The sequence below is a fragment of the Streptomyces sediminimaris genome, from assembly GCF_047049295.1.
Taxonomy (GTDB): domain Bacteria; phylum Actinomycetota; class Actinomycetes; order Streptomycetales; family Streptomycetaceae; genus Streptomyces; species Streptomyces sediminimaris.
On the sequence record NZ_JBJWOT010000001.1, the window covers coordinates 397,024 to 414,126 of the forward strand.

19 protein-coding genes are annotated in these 17,103 nt (G+C 74.2%); 11 read left to right on the forward strand and 8 right to left on the reverse strand.

Annotated features, from left to right (window positions below; genetic code table 11):
* Positions 1-228: 228 nt before the first annotated feature.
* Complete coding sequence (locus tag ACJ9NR_RS01790; RefSeq protein ID WP_412490161.1) at positions 229-1,089, reverse strand: LysR family transcriptional regulator; 861 nt, start codon at positions 1,087-1,089, stop codon at positions 229-231.
* Between the two features lie 152 nt (positions 1,090-1,241).
* On the opposite strand from ACJ9NR_RS01790, the gene ACJ9NR_RS01795 reads away from it, so the two are divergent.
* From ACJ9NR_RS01795 to ACJ9NR_RS01810, 4 genes are all read left to right on the forward strand, one after another.
* Entirely contained in the window at positions 1,242-2,495 is a 1,254-nt protein-coding gene (locus ACJ9NR_RS01795; RefSeq protein WP_412490160.1) for an MFS transporter, read from the forward strand.
* A gap of 197 nt (positions 2,496-2,692) precedes the next feature.
* Positions 2,693-3,160: a MarR family winged helix-turn-helix transcriptional regulator gene (locus ACJ9NR_RS01800; protein ID WP_412490159.1), complete on the forward strand. Its 468-nt coding sequence runs from the start codon at positions 2,693-2,695 to the stop codon at positions 3,158-3,160.
* On the forward strand, positions 3,157-4,947 hold the full coding sequence (locus ACJ9NR_RS01805) for an MFS transporter (RefSeq protein ID WP_412490158.1): 1,791 nt from the start codon (positions 3,157-3,159) through the stop codon (positions 4,945-4,947). The genes ACJ9NR_RS01800 and ACJ9NR_RS01805 overlap by 4 nt, the downstream gene beginning before the upstream one ends.
* A 228-nt stretch (positions 4,948-5,175) precedes the next feature.
* A complete protein-coding gene (locus tag ACJ9NR_RS01810) occupies positions 5,176-5,397 on the forward strand; it encodes a hypothetical protein (protein ID WP_412490157.1) in 222 nt (73 codons plus the stop codon).
* Between the two features lie 165 nt (positions 5,398-5,562).
* Here the strand turns inward: ACJ9NR_RS01810 and ACJ9NR_RS01815 are convergent, their stop codons facing one another.
* Entirely contained in the window at positions 5,563-6,345 is a 783-nt protein-coding gene (locus tag ACJ9NR_RS01815; protein ID WP_412512674.1) for a nitronate monooxygenase, read from the reverse strand.
* On the opposite strand from ACJ9NR_RS01815, the gene ACJ9NR_RS01820 reads away from it, so the two are divergent.
* Both ACJ9NR_RS01820 and ACJ9NR_RS01825 read left to right on the forward strand, forming a co-directional pair.
* The gene (locus tag ACJ9NR_RS01820; protein ID WP_412490154.1) at positions 6,256-6,762 is read left to right on the forward strand and encodes a hypothetical protein; all 507 of its coding nucleotides are present in this window, start codon (positions 6,256-6,258) and stop codon (positions 6,760-6,762) included. The two genes, ACJ9NR_RS01815 and ACJ9NR_RS01820, sit on opposite strands and share 90 nt — an antisense overlap.
* Positions 6,763-6,857: 95 nt before the next feature.
* A complete protein-coding gene (locus ACJ9NR_RS01825; RefSeq protein WP_412490153.1) occupies positions 6,858-7,058 on the forward strand; it encodes a DUF4177 domain-containing protein in 201 nt (66 codons plus the stop codon).
* Between the two features lie 212 nt (positions 7,059-7,270).
* Here ACJ9NR_RS01825 and ACJ9NR_RS01830 read toward each other — a convergent pair whose 3' ends face one another.
* Positions 7,271-8,467, reverse strand: coding sequence for an amidohydrolase (locus ACJ9NR_RS01830; RefSeq protein WP_412490152.1), 1,197 nt, complete (start codon positions 8,465-8,467; stop codon positions 7,271-7,273).
* A gap of 215 nt (positions 8,468-8,682) precedes the next feature.
* Between ACJ9NR_RS01830 and ACJ9NR_RS01835 the strand changes: the two genes are divergently transcribed.
* Positions 8,683-9,246 carry a hemerythrin domain-containing protein gene (locus tag ACJ9NR_RS01835; protein ID WP_412490151.1) on the forward strand — a complete coding sequence of 188 codons (564 nt, stop codon included), beginning with the start codon at positions 8,683-8,685 and terminating at the stop codon, positions 9,244-9,246.
* A 116-nt stretch (positions 9,247-9,362) separates the two neighbouring features.
* On the opposite strand, the gene ACJ9NR_RS01840 is transcribed toward ACJ9NR_RS01835, so the two are convergent.
* Entirely contained in the window at positions 9,363-9,890 is a 528-nt protein-coding gene (locus ACJ9NR_RS01840; protein WP_412490150.1) for a hypothetical protein, read from the reverse strand.
* 168 nt (positions 9,891-10,058) lie between these two features.
* Here ACJ9NR_RS01840 and ACJ9NR_RS01845 point away from each other — a divergent pair, with 168 nt between their 5' ends.
* Entirely contained in the window at positions 10,059-10,592 is a 534-nt protein-coding gene (locus ACJ9NR_RS01845) for a DoxX family protein (protein ID WP_412490149.1), read from the forward strand.
* Between the two features lie 249 nt (positions 10,593-10,841).
* Here ACJ9NR_RS01845 and ACJ9NR_RS01850 read toward each other — a convergent pair whose 3' ends face one another.
* The 4 genes from ACJ9NR_RS01850 to ACJ9NR_RS01865 form a co-directional block, all read right to left on the reverse strand.
* Positions 10,842-11,078 carry a hypothetical protein gene (locus tag ACJ9NR_RS01850; RefSeq protein WP_412490148.1) on the reverse strand — a complete coding sequence of 79 codons (237 nt, stop codon included), beginning with the start codon at positions 11,076-11,078 and terminating at the stop codon, positions 10,842-10,844.
* 434 nt (positions 11,079-11,512) lie between these two features.
* Positions 11,513-13,015 carry a helix-turn-helix domain-containing protein gene (locus tag ACJ9NR_RS01855; RefSeq protein WP_412490147.1) on the reverse strand — a complete coding sequence of 501 codons (1,503 nt, stop codon included), beginning with the start codon at positions 13,013-13,015 and terminating at the stop codon, positions 11,513-11,515.
* Between the two features lie 133 nt (positions 13,016-13,148).
* A complete protein-coding gene (locus tag ACJ9NR_RS01860; RefSeq protein WP_412490146.1) occupies positions 13,149-14,333 on the reverse strand; it encodes a GDSL-type esterase/lipase family protein in 1,185 nt (394 codons plus the stop codon).
* Positions 14,334-14,351: 18 nt separating this feature from the next.
* Positions 14,352-14,930 carry a TetR/AcrR family transcriptional regulator gene (locus ACJ9NR_RS01865; protein WP_412490535.1) on the reverse strand — a complete coding sequence of 193 codons (579 nt, stop codon included), beginning with the start codon at positions 14,928-14,930 and terminating at the stop codon, positions 14,352-14,354.
* 70 nt (positions 14,931-15,000) lie between these two features.
* On the opposite strand from ACJ9NR_RS01865, the gene ACJ9NR_RS01870 reads away from it, so the two are divergent.
* The 3 genes from ACJ9NR_RS01870 (at position 15,001) to ACJ9NR_RS01880 (ending at position 17,008) form a co-directional block, all read left to right on the forward strand.
* Positions 15,001-15,498: an FBP domain-containing protein gene (locus tag ACJ9NR_RS01870; RefSeq protein ID WP_412490145.1), complete on the forward strand. Its 498-nt coding sequence runs from the start codon at positions 15,001-15,003 to the stop codon at positions 15,496-15,498.
* A gap of 9 nt (positions 15,499-15,507) precedes the next feature.
* Complete coding sequence (locus tag ACJ9NR_RS01875; RefSeq protein WP_412490144.1) at positions 15,508-16,128, forward strand: L-threonylcarbamoyladenylate synthase; 621 nt, start codon at positions 15,508-15,510, stop codon at positions 16,126-16,128.
* Positions 16,129-16,252: 124 nt separating this feature from the next.
* Positions 16,253-17,008, forward strand: a complete 756-nt coding sequence (locus ACJ9NR_RS01880; RefSeq protein ID WP_412490143.1) for a dienelactone hydrolase family protein — start codon at positions 16,253-16,255, stop codon at positions 17,006-17,008.
* Positions 17,009-17,103: the final 95 nt, after the last annotated feature.

Consider the following 17,103-nt stretch of genomic DNA (forward strand, 5'->3'; position numbering starts at 1 on the left):
CACCCGGGGCTGCGCCGCCGGCAAGGTCGCCGACTCGGTCACCGGCCACCAGGCGTCCGGGCTCGGCGGCTGCTGCTGCTTCAGCGCCGCCCCCTGTGGTCGCCGCGCACGCCATCGAGGCGCCGAAACCGCGCGGGCGTCCGCTTCACCGACATGGTGACCGTCTCCCTCGGCGGGACCGGCACGATCAGCCGCGTGGCCACCCGAACGCCTGACGTCCGGCGTCGGCTACCCGATGTGGCGCAGCAGTTCGGCCACGGCGGGCGGCAGTTCCCCTCTGGGGTGCACGACCCGCATCCGCCAGGTCGGTGCGTGCGCGGCGAAGCGGCGCACCGACAGGTCGGGGAAGCGGGCGGCCAGGGAGGCGGGCAGGACGCAGACGCCGAGGCCGTGCCGCACCAGGTCGGTGGCGCCGAGGACGTCGTTCACCTCGAAGGTGGTGGCGCGCTCGACGCCGGCGGTCCGCAGGGCCCGGTCGACCGAGGCGCGGATCGCCCAGCCCGGCGGGAAGTCCACCAGCGGCAGCGCGACCGCCTCGGCCGGGGTCACCGGCCGCTGGGGCAGACGGGCCTCCCCCGGAGCGGCCACCAGGACCATCTCCTCCCGCGCCAGGGATCTGGTGGCGAGCCCCCGCAGCCGCGCGGAGTCGAGGGCCACGACGGCCAGGTCGACGGTGCCGTCCCGCAGGTCCCGCGGAATGTCCTCCGCCGGCGCCTGCCTCAGCTTCACCACGACACCCGGATGCTCCCGGTGGAAGGCGGCCAGCCCCGGGGCGAGACCGGCGTAGAGCCCCTGCATCACGCCGACGGTGATCTCCCCGCGCAGTTCCTCCTGGACCAGGGCGACGGCCGCACGTGCCTCCTCGGCGGCCCGCAGAGCCGTACGGGCGGACGCCAGGAAGGCACGCCCCGCAGCGGTGAGCGTCACCCGGTGCGTGGTGCGCAGGAACAGCCGCGCGCCCAGTTCGTGCTCCAGCGCGCGCACCGTCCCGGAGACCGCGGACTGCACCACGTGCAGCCGCCGCGCCGCCGCGGTGAACCCGCCCTCCTCGGCGACCGCGACGACGACCGCCATCTGCCGCAGCTCCATGCGTCCACCCTCCCGCCGATCATCTCTCACAGAGATTACCGTCATCTTCGATCATCTCCGTCGAAGGGGAAGCAGACACCACGGGCACCGGTTGCAAGGGGTACGCGGCCCTGGAGCCGCCGGAGTCAGCGTCCACCGATCGGAGTGCTCAGATGTCGATGTCCTCGGCCACCCGCCACGCACGCGGCGACGCCGGTGCCGGGCCGGCCACCCGCCGCTCGGGGCGCGCCCACGGGGCCGGATTCTGGACGATCGCGGCGGTGTTCGTCACGGCCATGGCGTTCTCCACGGTGCCGACCCCCCTGTACCCGCTCTACCAGGCGCACGACGGCTTCTCGACATTCACCGTGACGGTCGTGTTCGCGGTCTACGCGGTCGGCGTCCTCGCCAGCCTGCTGCTCGCCGGGCACGTCTCGGACTGGCTCGGCCGCAAGAAGGTACTGACCGCGGCGCTGGTGCTTGAGCTCGTCGCCGCCGCGCTGTTCCTGGCCGTGCCGTCGCTGCCGGTGCTGCTCGTCGCGCGACTGGTCACCGGGCTCGGTGTCGGGATGCTCACCGCGACCGCCACCGCGCATCTGCACGACCTGCACAGCGCGCACCGGCCGGACGGCTCGCCGCAGCGCTTCGAGATCGTCTCGACGGCGGCGAACATCGGCGGCCTCGGCCTCGGCCCGCTGGTGGCCGGCCTGCTGGCCCAGTACCTCGGCGCGCCGCTGCGCCTGCCCTACGCGGTCGTCGGCGTGGCGCTGCTGCTCGGTGTGGCCGCGGTCGCGCTGACCCCGGAGACGGTCCACAAGCCCGCCACCCGGCCCGCCTACCGGCCGCAGCGGGTGAGCACCGACCACGGCGACCGGGCCGGGTACCTCGCCGCGAGTGCCGCCGGCTTCGCCTCGCTGGCGGTCTTCGGCCTGTTCACCTCCCTGGTCCCCGGCTTCGTCGGCGGCACCCTGCACCACCCGTCCCGGGCCCTGGCCGGACTGATCGTCTTCGTGGTGTTCGGCGCGGCCGCGGCGGCGCAGGTGCTGACCGGCCGGCTGACCCCCCGCTCACGCCGCAACGCCGGGCTGCTCGCCCAGGCCGCCGGAGTGGCCGTGCTCGCTGCGGGCGTGCGCACCGCGAGCCTCGCCGTGTTCGTGCTCGCCGGTGTCGTCGCCGGCGCCGGTGCCGGGATGCTCTTCAAGTCCGCCGTGGGCTCCGTCGCGGCCATGGCGGCCCCGGCCCGCCGCGGCGAGGCGCTCGCCGGCCTCTTCCTGGTCTCCTACCTCGGCCTGGCGCTGCTGCCCGTCGGCCTCGGCGTCGCCAGCCGGTACACCTCGACGGCCGGGGCGATGACCTGGTTCACGGCGGTGGTGCTCGTCCTGCTGGCCGGTGTGGCGCTGCTGGGACGGCGCGTCCGCGCGAACTGATCAAGGCCGCGCTCCGCTTGCGGCGGCGCCTTGCGACGCAGGCGCCGCTCGGTGCGGCCGGCCGCCGGGGCCCACCGGAACGGGGCCGGTGGGCCCCCGCGGGCCCGCCCGGCACCCGGGCCGGGCGAGCCGTCGGCCGGCGCGTTTACTAACAATTGATTGAGCAGTCCCAACTGATAAACCTAGACTGAGCACCCATGAAGGTGCACAGCGGCACAGGCCGCGCCGAGACCGGCGACCCGGGCGACACCACGCGACTCGCGTCGGACCTGAGGCTCGCGATGGGCCGCGTCACGAGGCGGCTCCGCCAGGCCCACGCCGTGGGGGACGTGTCCCTCTCCGGTGTGTCGGTGCTCGCCCGCCTCAGCGGCGAGGGCCCCGACACGCCCACGTCGCTCGCCGAGACGGAGCGGGTCCGCCCGCAGGCGATGGCGAGCACGCTGACGCTGCTGGAACAGCGCGGACTCGTCCGCCGCAGCCCCGACCCGGCGGACCGGCGGCGCAGCATCGTGGCGGTCACCGACGAAGGGCGCGCCATGCTCGCCGAACGCCGCTCGGAGTCGGTCCACCGGCTCGGGGCCGTCCTCGAGGAGTTCACCGCGGCCGAGCGCGCCGCGCTCGCGGCGGCCCTTCCGCTGCTGGACCGGCTGGCGGAGCGGCTGTGACCGGGCCGTTCGCGTTCAGCGCCCTGCGCCCGGCCCGCGGGAAGGACACCCCGGTCGGGCCGGGCTACAAGTGGGTCGCGCTGTCGAACACGACGCTCGGGGTGCTGATAGCCACGATGGACGCCTCCATCGTGATCATCTCGCTGCCCGCGATCTTCCGCGGCATCGGCCTCGACCCGCTCGCCCCGGGCAACATCGGCTATCTGCTCTGGATGATCCTGGGCTATCTGCTGGTCTCGGCCGTGCTGGTCGTCGTCCTCGGCCGGCTCGGCGACATGTTCGGCCGGGTGCGGATCTACAACCTCGGCTTCCTGATCTTCGCGTGTGCCTCCGTCGCCCTGTCCCTGGACCCCTTCCGGGCGGGCGCGGGGGCCCTGTGGCTGATCGTCTGGCGCATCGTGCAGGCCTTCGGCGGCTCGATGCTGACCGCCAACTCCGCCGCCATCCTCACCGACGCCTTCCCCGCCCGGCAGCGCGGCATGGCGCTGGGCATCAATCAGATCACCGCGCTCGCCGGCCAGTTCCTCGGCCTGCTCGCGGGCGGTCTGCTCGCAGTGGTCGACTGGCGCGCCGTCTTCTGGGTCAGCGTCCCGATCAGCGTCACCGGCACGATCTGGTCCTACCTCAGCCTCCGCGAGACCGCGGCGGGCCGGCCCGGCCGCGTCGACTGGCTGGGCAACCTCACCTTCGCGGTGGGCGCCGGCGTCCTGCTGGCGGGTATCACCTACGGCATCCAGCCCTACGGCGGCAGCGCCACCGGCTGGGGCAACCCCTGGGTCCTCACCGGCCTGTTCGGCGGCGCCGGCCTGCTGCTGCTCTTCTGCTACGTCGAGACACGCGTCGCCGAGCCCATGTTCAACCTCGCGCTGTTCAAGGTGCGCGCCTTCGCCGCGGGCAACCTGGCCGCGCTGCTGACCGCGATCGCGCGCGGCGGCCTGCAGTTCATGCTCATCATCTGGCTCCAGGGCATCTGGCTGCCGCTGCACGGCTACGCGTTCGAGGACACCCCGCTGTGGGCCGGCGTCTTCATGCTGCCGCTCACGGTCGGCTTCCTGATCGCGGGCCCCGTCTCGGGCTTCCTGTCGGACCGGTTCGGCGCCCGTCTGTTCTCCACGGCCGGACTGGTGGTCGTGGCGGCCTCGTTCCTGGGCCTGCTCGCCCTGCCGGTCGACTTCGGCTACGGCCTCTTCGCGGCCCTGCTGCTGCTCAACGGGCTGGGGCAGGGCATGTTCTCCGCGCCCAACACGTCCTCGATCATGGGAAGCGTGCGGCCCGGGTACCGGGGCGTCGCGTCGGGCATGCGCTCGACGTTCCAGAACTCCGGTACCGCCCTGTCCATCGGCGTGTTCTTCTCGCTGATGGTCTCCGGGCTCGCCTCCTCGCTGCCCGGGACGCTGAGCAGCGGGCTCCAGGCACACGGCGTGCCGGCCGGCGCGGCCGAGCACGCCGCCTCGCTGCCGCCGGTGAGCACGCTGTTCGCCACGTTCCTCGGCAACAACCCCATCGAGCACCTGCTGGCGTCCGACGGTGCCCTGCACCACGTGAGCGCGGCCCAGCGGGCGGCGCTGACCGGCCACACGTTCTTCCCGCGGCTGGTGTCCGGGCCGTTCCACCACGGCCTGGCCATCGTGTTCGGCGTGGCCGCCGGCATGGCGCTGATCTCCGCGGTCGCCTCGGCCCTGCGCGGCAGCCACCGGGCCGCGCACGAGGATCCGCACCAGGACCGGCCGGCCCCGGCCGGTGACGTCCGCGACAAGGCGCAGCCCCGCGGCAACGCGGCATCGTGAGGACGCACTCGGGGAACCGGGACAACCGGGCCGCCGATCCGGGCCTCTGACCCGCCGTCGGCCCGGCCCCCGGCAGGGGCCGATCAGGCGATCGGCGGGTCGCGGGCCTCTCACCCGGTCGGCTCCGCTCGGCGCGAAATCGGCCGCCGGGGCAGGCACGGTGACTGCATGAACACTGCACAGCTCGACTCCAGCTGCCCCCGCCCCTCCGAGAAGACCGGCTCCCGCATGCCCCGAATATTCGCGGCGGGTGCCGCCCTGAGCCTCGCCTGCGCGGCACTCGCGGTTACCGCGGCGCCCGCGATGGCCGCGCCGCCCTCCCCGCACGACGCCACGGCCCGGACCCACGCCCGCGGCCACGACGACCGCGCCGCTCACCGCGGTCACGGCGACTGGGACGACGACGGCGACGACTGCGACGGCCTCATCGTCCTGATCTGCCACGGTTGACCGGCGGCGGACCGGGCTGAGCCCCGGCTCCCCCTTCCCTTCGACCACTTCGCCGTCTCCGCGCAGGCAGGAGCGGCACCCGGGCCCCGCGTCCCGCCCCCTCGCCGATGGCGAGGTACGGGACGCGGGGCCCGCTGGCGTCACCGGTCCGGCCGCGCCGCCCGGTCACTGCCAACCGGCCCGCGCCGGCGCCCGCGCCGCCCGTTCCGGGAGCACGCCGACGAGACCGGCGGCGTACGGCAGGTCGTCGGTGAGGCCGGCGCCCTCCCCCGCCCGCACCGGAAGCGACGGGAGGTCGCCGCTCGCCACACCCTCGCGGTAGTCCCGCCGGGCACGGGGCCGGCGGCGAATACGGCCTCCGGGCCCCCTCCACCCGTCGGGGAAGGGATGCGGGAGCGTGCGTGCCGTGCGGCGCGGCGCGGCGCGGCGGCCACCGGGATTCCCGGGCGATGTCCAGCACGGGGCCGCGTTCCGTGTCCTGCCCGCGGCGACGCTCGCCTCGGCGGCCGCGGGGTCGACCAGTGCCTCACGCGTGGCCTGGAAGCGGGTGCCGAGAAGCGCTCCGGCGGCGGACGGCGCCAGGGCGGCGGCCACCCCGCGGCCGTCCGTGATCCCGCCGGCCGCCGGCACGGGCGCCGGAGCCGCCAGGTCCGCCATGACCGGCACGAACGGCGAGGTGGACCGCCCCTTCCGGGCCCCGTGTCCCCCGCCCGCGCCCAGGATCCCGGAGCCGCCGCCCCGCGGGACGGCCGCGGTGAGCGCACCGCCGGGAATGCCGGCGGCCGAAGGCTTGTCACTAAGGGAACGGGGAACCGGGGCCTGAGACGCCCCTTCACGGACGAGAACGGAGCAGGCGACGTGAGCGACACGCAGGTCGACGAGCTCGAAGAGGCCGCACCGGCTCCGCCGCCCGAGCTGCTGGAGCGCATACGCCGGCACCGCAGGCACACCCTGGAGGTGCTGACGGTCTGCGCCGTCGCCCTCGTACCGTGGACCGTCCTGCTCGCACTGTCGCTGCCCTCCGGCTACAAGGTCCACCACTGGCGCGTCGCCTGGGTGGGCTTCGACGTCCTGCTGCTGGTCGCGATGGCCGCGACCACGCTCTTCGGCTGGCTGCGGCACCGAGCGGTCATCCTGTCCGGACTCGCGACGGCGGTGCTGCTGATCGGCGACGCCTGGTTCGACGTGTCGCTCGCCTTCGGCACCCCGGAGGTCTGGCTGTCCGCGGCGCTCGCGCTGTTCGTCGAGTTGCCGCTGGCCGGCTACCTCATCCACCGTGTGACGCGGATGCTGTCGCTGGCGCAATGGCCGTCGGCCCCGACCGGGTCCGGCGGCGAGCGGACGACCGGGAGCAGCGCCTGCTGACCCACCGCCGGTGTGTCGGCGGCCCCGGTGCCGTGGTTGGCTGTTCCTCGCACCGCCGCCCGTTCCGGCCCATCGCACAGGAGGACACCGCAGTCATGTACGAGTACAAGGTGGTCACGTTCAGGGAGTCGCTGATCGGTGACGCACTGGACAGCGACAAGCTGGAGAAGGTCCTCAACAAGCACGCCGAGGACGGCTGGGGCCTGAAGGCGATCACCTCGGCCGACGTCAAGGGCCGTGTCGGTCCCGGGGCGGTGGAGGGCCTGCTGCTCACCTTCGAGCGGCCCCGTTCGTGAGCCCGATCGCCGCACCCGGTGAAGGGTCCGCGCGCCGCGCGGGCCCTTTCCCGTACCCCCGGACGCCACCTGGCCGCCCGGGACGCCGGTGCCGCCCTCGGACGTGCGCGAACAGCGCCTTCGCGGACCCGCCCTGAGCAGGAGCCGGCGGCCGTGCCCCGGCCCTGACCGGGGCACGGCCGCCGGAGCGGCGCGCCCCTCGGGTCCCGCCGTCACCACACCCCGGCCCGCACCCCGCCCCCGTGCTCCTGCCAGGCGTGCTCGCGCAGACGCGCCGACAGCACCAGTTCGACCGCCGTGCACGCGAGCGCCCGCGTCGACGCGAGCAGCACCTCCCGGGCGCGGTCCGAGGAGGCCGCCGCGGCGAACTCCGTGGTGTGGTCGGAGCCGTGCGGGTCCATGATCGCGACGAAGGGGTGGATGGCGGGGACGCGTCCGCTGACGTTGCCGATGTCGGAGGAGCCGAGGTAGACGCCCGGTGCCGGGGGCGTCAGGTGGATGCCGGCGCGCTCCAGGTGGTGGGCGAACCGTCCGGACAGCACGTCGTTGTCGCGGAAGTGCTCGTAGCGCGGGGTGGCGCGGCCGAAGGTGACGGTGGTGCCGGTGGCCCGGGCCACCCCGTGCGCACAGGTCAGCAGCTCCTGTGCCAGTTCCTCGAGGGCGTCGGTCGTCAGGGCGCGCAGGCCGAAGACCCCTTCCGCGTACTCGGGGACGACGTTCGTCGCCCGGCCGCCCTCGGAGACGATGCCCTGGATGTGCGAGGCCTCCGGCAGGCGGCGGCCGACGACGGCGAGGGTGTTGAACAGCTGGATGAGGGCCGCGAGGGCGTCGATGCCGTCGGCGGGGTTGCCGGTGGGGTGCGCGGCGCGGCCGTGGAAGCCGACGCAGTACTGCGTCTGTGCGGTCAGGGGCGCCCAGCGCCAGTTGTGCACCCCGGGATGGAACATCAGCGCGGCGTCGACGTCGTCGAAGACGCCCGCCTCGGTCTCGGCGACCTTGCCCCCGCCGCCCTCCTCGGCGGGTGTCCCGACGGCCCAGACGGCCCCCGCGCCCTCCCCCAGCACGGCCCGCGCCGCGAGCGCGGCGCCGAGACCGGCCGCGGCGATCAGGTTGTGGCCGCAGGCGTGGCCGAGGCCGGGCAGGGCGTCGTACTCCAGCAGAAGGGCCACCGCGGGCCGGGCCACGGCTCCCGCGCGCGCGGCGAAGGCCGTCGGCATGCCCGCGAGGTCGCGCTCGACGGTGAACCCCTCGCGTTCGAGCTCCCCGGTCAGCAGCCGCACCGCCCGGTGCTCCTCGAAGGCGTACTCGGGATCGCGGTGCAGGGCCTGAGCGACCTGCCACAGCCGTTCCGCCCGGAGGGCCACCTCGGCGCCCACGCTCGCGACCGCCTCATCCACCGCGTCTGCCACACCGGCCTCCCGAGCTGTCACTCCGTCCTGCCGCCCACGAGCTGCCCCGTACGGCGGTGCTGTTGCGCCGAGTTCCAACAAGGCGGCGTCCCACACCCGTCACGAGCAGCCGTACTCCGGCCGGAGGAGCGTTAGCCCGCGGGCCGCGGGGGCACTCGGGGGCCCGCGGCGGATCCGGACCGGGAACCGCCACTTTCTGCCTGGAGGTGAAAGGCATGGGACACGGTGGGAACGTCATCGACGAGCTCACGACCGACCATCGGGAGGTCGAGGAGCTCTTCGGTCGCATCGAGGCGCTGCCGCCCGGCCACCAGGACCGCAAGGTGTACGCCGACCAGGCCACGATCGAGCTGGTCCGGCACTCGGTGGCCGAGGAGCAGTACCTGTACCCGGCGGTCCGGGAGCACCTGGCCGACGGCGACGCCATCGCGGACAGGGAGATCGAGGACCACTCCAAGGCCGAGCAGATCATGAAGGATCTGGAGGGCTGCGAGGCGGGCGACGCCGAGTTCGACCGGCTCATGGGCCGGCTGATGACCGAGATCCGCTCGCATGTGGCCGACGAGGAGGGCAGCCTCTTCCCCCAGTTGCGTGCGGCGTGCACGCCGGAGGCGCTCGACAGCCTGGGCGACAAGGTCCGCCAGGCCAAGAAGACGGCGCCGACCCGGCCGCACCCCTCCGCTCCCGACCAGCCTCCGGCCAACAAGCTGCTGGCGCCGGGAGCGGGAATGGTCGACCGGATGCGCGACGCGCTCAGCGGGCGCGGCAAGCACGACTGACCGCGGACAGGACGGCGAGAGGACGACGGGAGTCCGTGCGGGCCTGTGGAGGGCCGGGGGTCACCCCCGGCGGGGCGGCTTCCTCCAGCCCCCACGGGCGGCCGCTCCGCGCCGCGTCAGGCGGTGAGCGCCGGTCCTGTCCCGAGCAGCATCACGAGCTGGTCCTGGTGCAGCGCGGTCACGGGGGCCAGCAGGTCGGGGTGGCGCAGCAGCGCCGCCGCCCGCCGGTCGGTGTCGTCCGGCGCGACCAGGCGCCGGAACGCGACGGGCGTGCCGGCCGAGTGATCGCTCCCGCCGACCGCTGCCACGGCGAGGGCGGCCAGCTCCGGGTCGGTCAGCAGACAGGCGGCCCAGCTCGCCACGACCTCGTCGACCCAGGTGCGCCAGGCGTGGGCGTCCGCGTCCCGGTGGGCGGGGTCGTCGAGGCCCGCGACCCAGTCGAGCCGGGCGGACCCTCCGGGCCCGGCGATGCCGACGAGGGCCGCGTCCACCTGCGTCGGGTAGCGCAGCCAGGCCGCGACGGTGACGGCCTGGCGGGCCTGCACGTCGCACAGGGCGGAGGCCAGGGCTCCACCGGCCGGGGGGTAGGCGCACGTCAGCCATCGGGCGGTCGCCGCGATGAGCGGGGAGAGGTCTGAGAGCACTGCGAGGTCGTCCGTACCGCGTGAGAGTGAACAGGGACTGCGCACCGACGGTAGCTCCCGGCCCGGCCGAGGAACATGCCCTCACCTCGCCGGACGACGTGGCATCGACCACAGCGCCCCGGGAACCCGGTGGGTTCCCGCACACACCCCACACCCGAGGAGAGGGTCATGAGTCTCCTGCGACTCGTCGGCCGGCCGATGCTGGCTTCCATGTTCGTCGCCGGCGGAATCAACTCGGTGCGCGCTCCCGGCCAGGTCGCCCCCGTGGCGGAGCCGGTCGTGCAGCCGGTCACCGAGCGGGTCGGCCCGCTGCCGGACAGCACCGAGCAGGCCGTACGGCTCAGCGGGGCCGTACAGGTGGTGGCGGGTCTGCTGCTGGCCGGCGGGCGGCTGCCGCGGCCGGCCGCCCTGGCCATGGCGGCCACGCTCGTGCCGACCACCGTCGCGGCGCACCGGTTCTGGGAGGTGGAGGATCCCGACGAGCGCGCCCAGCAGAAGATCCACTTCCTGAAGAACCTGTCGATGCTCGGCGGTCTGCTGATCGCCGCCGACGACACCGGCGGCGCACCCTCGCTCGCGTGGCGGAGCCGGCATGCCGCGCACGACCTGCGGCGCGAGGCGCGTCTGGTGCGCCGGTCCGTGCGGGCCACGGCACGCCCCGCCGCGGCGGCCGGCGGCGTCAGGGCCAGGATGAGCCGCTGACCGACGGGCTCCGCGAGGGCCTCACCCGCCGGCCGCGGCCGGGAGCCGGTCGAGCGCGGCGGTCCGGCCGTGCGCGTGCGCGTCCGGGCGTCGGCACGTCCGTCAGGTGACCCTCCCGCGGCCTACGGCGGCCTACGGGCGACCGGCCCCGTGCATTGCGCCGGGCTCCGTGCGTCACGTCCGGCCCCCTGCATCACGCCGGGCCCCGTGCGTCACGCAGGGGGCCCGGGCCTCGGGGGCGGTCCGGTGTCAGCCGCCGTTCATCCGCGCGCGCAGGAGCTCCTTGCCCAGTTCCGCACCCTTGCGGCTGTCCGCCTGGGCCTTGCGGAAGAGATCGGCCACCTCGGTGTCCTTCTCACGCTCCGCGTCCTGGATGTAGCTCTCCAGGCGCAGGGCGTTGTTCAGGCACGCCTCCACGTACCAGATGAGGTTGTAGTCCTTGTCCTTCGTACCGGTCACGCCTCCGGTCTCCGAGCTGCTGGTCATCCGTGCCTCCTTCAGGCGGTAGTGGTTCCGGGGACTGCCCGGGTACCCGTCCCACGCCGCGCATTCGGCCGGCGTCGCGCCAGCGGCCGCGGGCCGGGGGCGGTTTCACGCCGAGATCTCGCTCAGTCGTACGCGGAGGGCCGACGACGGTATGTACTGTGCTCCGAGCGGTGGCCACGGGCCGCGGCCGGTCAGAGCGGCGGTCGGCGTGGACGAGTCGCGGCAGATGCCGTCGTTCGTCGTGCGCGGCCGGCGGGCGCGGTGCCCGTGCGGCTACGGGCGTAGAACCGCAAGGGGGCGCGACCGGTCCCCCGTTCCGGTCGTGCCCCCGCGGCCCGTCGAACTTACGTGCCGAGCGGATGCCTTGTGAACCGCGTCCATGCCCGCTGCGGCGCCCCCGGGGCTCACCTGTGCACAAGTGAGTCCGGAAGGTCCTAGTTCGTCCGGTCGAACGCGGGCCGGTCGAGTTCGCCGAGGGCCAGATGAGCGAGGACGACCTCGTACAGATCGCTTCCGGAGGCGAGCAGCTGGCGCTCGAGGACGGGCTCCGCGCTGCGCACGTGTTCGCGCACCGTCTGCGCGTGGACGCCCAGAAGCTGCGCCGCACGCTCCGCGTTGCCTCCGGCGGCGATCCAGGTGCGCAGGGAGCGGCGCAGATGGCGGGCGTCCGTCTCCAGGCGGCCGAGCAGGTCACGGGCCCAGGTGCGCAGGGCCGGGCCGGCCAGCAGGCCGGTGAGGCCGGAACCGGCCGTCCCGGCGGGACGGGTCGCGGGTTCCTCCTCCGCCAGGCCGACCCGCGAGTTGAGCGCCAGGTGGACGACGGCGCGTGCGGTGAGGTCGGAGAAGTCCGCGTGCAGCAGGCTCTCCACGCGTTCCATGCGGGCACGTACGGTGTTGCGGCTGACGCCGAGGACCTTGGCCGTGTTCACCGCGGTGAACTCCAGGCCCAGCCGGGTGGTGGCGAGCAGTTCGGCGCGCGTGTGGTGCGCCAGGGCGTCGAGCGGGCGCAGCACGTTGGCCGTCCAGGCCCGCAGCTCGGCCGGGTCCATCAGACGCTCGGGATGGGTGCGCTCGGCGTAGACGGCCTGCTGGTCGGGCCGGAAGCGGGCGACGGCGAGTGCGCTGACGGCCTGCCCGTACGCGGTCGCGGTGCGGACGAGGCTCTGCGGGGCGCTGCCGCCCAGGAAGGTGTCCGGACGGCGGCCGACCACCAGCCTGAGCGCGGTGGCCGCCCCGTCGCGGGGGGCGACGACGATGACGTGGGCGTCCACCGCGGGGCAGCGCACGACCAGCGCCTGCTCGGCCGTCGCGGTCAGGCACTCCTCGGCGATGCGGTCACGTTCCTCGGCGCTGCCCTCCAGGACGTAGACGCAGGCGGTGTCGGTGTCGAGCAGACCGGGCCACAGGCCCGCGGCGACGCGGCGGGCGGAGACGGTGTCCTCGACCATCAGCAGTTGCAGGATGGCCAGGCGGAGATCGGACGTCGCGCGCCGCAGCCGCCGACCGGCCGCCGTCGACTCGCGTGCGCTGAGCAGGAGTTCGACCACCTGCGCGGTGTGGGTCACGATGTCGGAGGCCCGCCGGTCGAAGGGGGCCGTGCGGGAGACGGACAGCACTCCGGCCGCGGCGGGTCGCGGCAGCCGCACTCCGACCAGCCGCACGTGCAGCCCCGCGTCGTGCCAGGCCGCGGAGGCGATGCGGCCGGAGGCGAGGTCCGCGACGAGGCCGTCGTCCAGCGGCGCCGGCGTACCGGCGAGGACCCGGCCGGTGTCGTCCCGGAGGCAGGCCGTCCCGTCCACCGCCCGGGCGAGCCAGGTGACGACCCGGCGCACGTCCCGCCCGGTCGGCCGCAGGTGGTCGAGCAGCTCCAGCTCCCACCCCGGGCCTTCGGCGTCCGTCACCCGCGCGGCGCGGCCCCCGTCCTCTCGGCCAGCCATCTCGGCCTTCTCCTCGTCCATCGCGATCCGTCGCACCGACCTCGGCACGTCGGTCGGGGACGTTACCTCACGTCTGCCCGGGGTGACACGAGTACGGCTTTCGTACGGCGAGGGGCGGGACGCCGCGAACGTCTCAGCTGCCCGGATCGCCGAAGGCGCCCTCCGGGGTGAAGACCCGCCCGGCGAAGCGCTCGCCGATGCGCAGGTGGGTGGCGGCGTCCGGGTGGAGGCCGTCGGGCAGCGGCAGCTCGGCGGCGTCGGATTCGCCGTACAGGTCGCGGCCGTCGAGGTGGTGCAGGTTCGGGTCGTCGGCCGCCCGCTGTGCCACGATGCGCTCCAGCTCGTCCCGGATCACGCCCAGGGTCAGTTTTCCGTCGGCCCGTTCGGCCGGGTCGCCCATGGCGTGGAACCGCAGCCGGCCGTCGCTCAGGGTGCTGAAATCCAGGACGGTCGGACCGGGCGTGTCCTCGTGCATGGGGCACAGGATGGGCGAGACGACCAGCAGCGGTGTGGTGGGATGGCCTTCGCGGACGGTGTCGAGGAAGCCGTGGACGGCGGGCGTGAAGGCGCGCAGCCGCATGAGGTCGGTGTTGACGAGGTTGATGCCGATCTTGACGCTGATCAGGTCGGCGGGCGTGTCGCGCAGGGTGCGGGCGGTGAACGGATCGAGCAGGGCGCTGCCGGCCAGCCCCAGGTTGATCAGTTCCACGCCGCCGAGGGAGGCGGCGAGCGCGGGCCAGGTGGCGGTGGGGCCCGCGGCGTCGGAACCGTGGCTGATCGAGCTGCCGTGGTGCAGCCACACCTTGCGGTCGCCCGGCGGGGCGGGCTCCACGGGCGCGTCGGCGCGCAGGGCGACCAGCTCGGTGGTCTCGTCGTGCGGCAGCCAGATCTCGACGTCCTTCTCCCCCTCGGGCAGGCCGGTGAAGCGCAGGGTGCCCACGGGACCGGAGCGGAGTTCGGCGGTTCCGGCCGTCATGTCGACGGTCACGGTGTCGCCGCCGCTGACACTGCCCCGGCCCGCCGGGCGGCCGTCGACGAGGAGTTCGTACACGCCGTCGGGACGGGGCGGGGCGCCGACGTAGAGGCGCTTGGTGGGCAGGGTGTCCAGTTCGAGGGCCGTCGCGCGGGTACGGAGGACGAGCCGTACCCCGGAGGGCTGCGACTCCGCCATCGCCAGCTGGGGATCGTGGCACTGGGCGCGGGCCCAGGGCGGGAGCCGGTGCGGCAGCACGCCGCGCTCGGTGTGCTCCGCGTCGAGGGCGCCGCGCAGCAGGCCCGCGGTGATGGGCGTGGTGATCCAGTCGTACGTGGTGGGCATGTTCCTCCTGCCTCCTGTTCAGCGGGTGGGGTCGGCGGGCCAGTTGCGCAGCAGGGCGTCGAGGGCGTCCAGGACGCGTCTCCAGCTCTCCTCGGAGCCGGGGGCACTGTGGCTGAAGCCGCCGCTCTCCTCGAGACTGACGAAGCCGTGGAAGACGCTGCCCAGCAGCCGCACGGCGTGTGTCTGGTCCGGTTCCGCCAGGTCGTAGCCGCGCAGGACGGCGCGGACCATCTGCGCGTGCCGGACGCCCGCGCTGGCGGCCGCGGTCTCGGGGTCGAGCCGCATCCGGGCCGCGGCCGCGCGGCCGGGGTGTTCCCGGGCGTAGTCGCGGTAGGCATCGGCGTAGGCGGTCAGGGCGTCCCGGCCGGCCCGGCCCGCGAGGGCGTCGGCGGCGCGGCCGGCGAGTTCCTCCAGGGCGAACAGCGCGATCCTGGTCCTGAGGTCCCGGGAGCCCTGCACGTGCGAGTACAGACTCGCCACCTTCACGTCGAAGCGCCGGGCGAGCTCGGAGACGGTCACCTGCTCGAAGCCCATCTCGTCCGCCAGCTCCGCACCCGCCCGCACGACCCGCTGCGTGGTCAGCCCTGCGCGCACCACGACCTCCCTCTCCGTCACCAGAAGCCATTATTGGTTTGCCTAAAGAGTTTAGGCAAATTAGCGTGGGCTTATGGAACCACTGACCGAGCGTGAGATCCGCGCCGCCTTCATCAACTGCTCCAAGGGCGAGGCCAAGCGCCTGTCCGTGCCGCGCGACCTGGCCGACCGGCCCTGGGAGGACCTGGACTACCTCGGCTGGCGCGATCCACAGGCGCCCGACCGCGCCTATCTCGTCACCCCGGGGCACGACGGCCGTCCGAAGGCCGTCGTGCTGCGCGCCTCGGCCTCCGCCGTCGGGCAGCAGCGGCGCAGCATGTGCTCGATGTGCCTGACCACCCACTCCGGCGGCGTCCGCCTGATGGTCGCGCCGAAGGCGGGCCGGGCCGGCCAGCAGGGCAACTCGGTCGGCGTCTACATCTGCGCCGACCTCGCCTGCTCGCTGTACGTGCGGGGCAAGCGGGACGCGGGCGTGGGGGCGCGGCTGCACGAGACGATCACCCTGGAGGAGAAGATCCGGCGGACCGTGGCGAACGTCGACGCGTTCGTCGCCAAGGTCGGGACCGCATAAGCTCGGCGGATGGCGAAGTACTTCGACGTGCACCCCGACAACCCCCAGCCTCGTGCCATCTCCCAGATCGCGCAGAGCATCCGCGCGGGCGCCCTCATCGCGTACCCCACGGACTCCTGTTACGCACTGGGCTGCCGGCTGGGCAGCCGGGACGGCATCGAGCGGATCCGGTCCATCCGCCGGCTGGACAGTCGGCACCACTTCACCCTCGTGTGCCAGGACTTCGCACAGCTCGGTCAGTTCGTACGGGTCGACAACGACGTCTTCCGCGCGATCAAGGCCTCGACGCCCGGCAGTTACACCTTCATCCTGCCGGCGACGAGGGAGGTGCCGCGCATGCTGCAGCACCCCAGGAAGAAGACGGTCGGGGTGCGCATCCCCGACCACGTCGTCACCCAGGCCCTGCTCACCGAGCTCGGGGAGCCCCTGCTGTCGAGCACCCTGCTGCTGCCGGACGAGGAGGAGCCGATGACCCAGGGCTGGGAGATCAAGGACCGCCTCGACCACGTGCTGGACGCGGTGGTGGACTCCGGCGACTGCGGCACCGAACCGACGACCGTCATCGACTTCTCCGGCGGCGAGGCCGAGGTCGTACGGCGGGGGGCCGGGGACGTCACGCGCTTCGAGTGAGCGGTCGCGACGGAGGCAGGGGCCACGGCGGCCCGGTGTGTGGCACGTGCAACGATTGGCCGGGCCCGGCCCGCCGGGCCCGCGACAGCCGCTTGCCGAACGTGCGCAGAGAGGTGGTCCCCCCATGACCTCCGTACAGGGAACAGCCGTTGACATCACCACCGCGGACGGCGTCGCCGACGCCTATCTCGCCCATCCCGCCGACGGCCTCCCGCACCCCGCCGTGCTGCTCTACCAGGACGCGTTCGGGCTGCGACCGCATCTGAGGTCGATGGCCGACCGGCTGGCCGGGGCCGGTTACACGGTGCTGGTGCCGAACGTCTTCTACCGGCACGGCCGTACCCCGGTCTTCGACCTGCCCGAGTTCATCGACCCCGCGGCGCGGCCGCAGATCTGGGAGCAGATCGCCCCGGTGATGCGGTCGTTCACCCCCGACCTCGCCGTGCGGGACGCGGGCGCGTACCTGCAGTGGCTGGCCGGCTCCCCCTCGGCGGCGGACGGCCCGGTCGCGGTGACCGGCTACTGCATGGGAGCGCGGCTCGCCCTGTTCACCGCCGGCACCTACCCGGACCGGGTCGCCGCCGCGGCCGGCTTCCACGGCGGCCGGCTCGCCACGGACGCGCCGGACAGCCCGCACCTGGTGGCGAAGGACGTCACCGCGGAGCTGTACTTCGCACATGCCGACCAGGACGGCTCCATGCCGCCCGAGCAGCAGCGGCTGCTGGAGGAGACCCTGACGGCGGCGGGCGTCCGCCACCGCTGCGAGGTCTACCCGGGCGCGCAGCACGGGTACACGCAGGCGGACACGGCCGCCTACGACAAGGAGGCCGACGAACGGCACTGGGCGGCCCTGCTCGACCTTCTGCAGCGGACCTTCTGAACCGCTTCCTGCCTCGAGCAGCCTTCGGCGCGGCCCCCTTTCACGCACCCCGTGCGCCGGCTTCGTCCGCACCACCCCGCTGGTCTCCCGCCCCG

Excerpts from the sequence above, each read along its gene's own strand:
- ACJ9NR_RS01845 (WP_412490149.1), top strand. The coding sequence starts at position 10,059 with ATGAGTCTCCTGCGACTCGTCGGCCGGCCGATGCTGGCTTCCATGTTC.
- ACJ9NR_RS01855 (WP_412490147.1), bottom strand. The coding sequence starts at position 13,015 with ATGGCTGGCCGAGAGGACGGGGGCCGCGCCGCGCGGGTGACGGACGCC.
- ACJ9NR_RS01850 (WP_412490148.1), bottom strand. The coding sequence starts at position 11,078 with ATGACCAGCAGCTCGGAGACCGGAGGCGTGACCGGTACGAAGGACAAG.
- ACJ9NR_RS01880 (WP_412490143.1), top strand. The coding sequence starts at position 16,253 with ATGACCTCCGTACAGGGAACAGCCGTTGACATCACCACCGCGGACGGC.
- ACJ9NR_RS01860 (WP_412490146.1), bottom strand. The coding sequence starts at position 14,333 with ATGCCCACCACGTACGACTGGATCACCACGCCCATCACCGCGGGCCTG.
- ACJ9NR_RS01870 (WP_412490145.1), top strand. The coding sequence starts at position 15,001 with ATGGAACCACTGACCGAGCGTGAGATCCGCGCCGCCTTCATCAACTGC.
- ACJ9NR_RS01875 (WP_412490144.1), top strand. The coding sequence starts at position 15,508 with ATGGCGAAGTACTTCGACGTGCACCCCGACAACCCCCAGCCTCGTGCC.
- ACJ9NR_RS01825 (WP_412490153.1), top strand. The coding sequence starts at position 6,858 with ATGTACGAGTACAAGGTGGTCACGTTCAGGGAGTCGCTGATCGGTGAC.
- ACJ9NR_RS01800 (WP_412490159.1), top strand. The coding sequence starts at position 2,693 with ATGAAGGTGCACAGCGGCACAGGCCGCGCCGAGACCGGCGACCCGGGC.
- ACJ9NR_RS01835 (WP_412490151.1), top strand. The coding sequence starts at position 8,683 with ATGGGACACGGTGGGAACGTCATCGACGAGCTCACGACCGACCATCGG.
- ACJ9NR_RS01790 (WP_412490161.1), bottom strand. The coding sequence starts at position 1,089 with ATGGAGCTGCGGCAGATGGCGGTCGTCGTCGCGGTCGCCGAGGAGGGC.
- ACJ9NR_RS01810 (WP_412490157.1), top strand. The coding sequence starts at position 5,176 with ATGCCCCGAATATTCGCGGCGGGTGCCGCCCTGAGCCTCGCCTGCGCG.
- ACJ9NR_RS01795 (WP_412490160.1), top strand. The coding sequence starts at position 1,242 with ATGTCGATGTCCTCGGCCACCCGCCACGCACGCGGCGACGCCGGTGCC.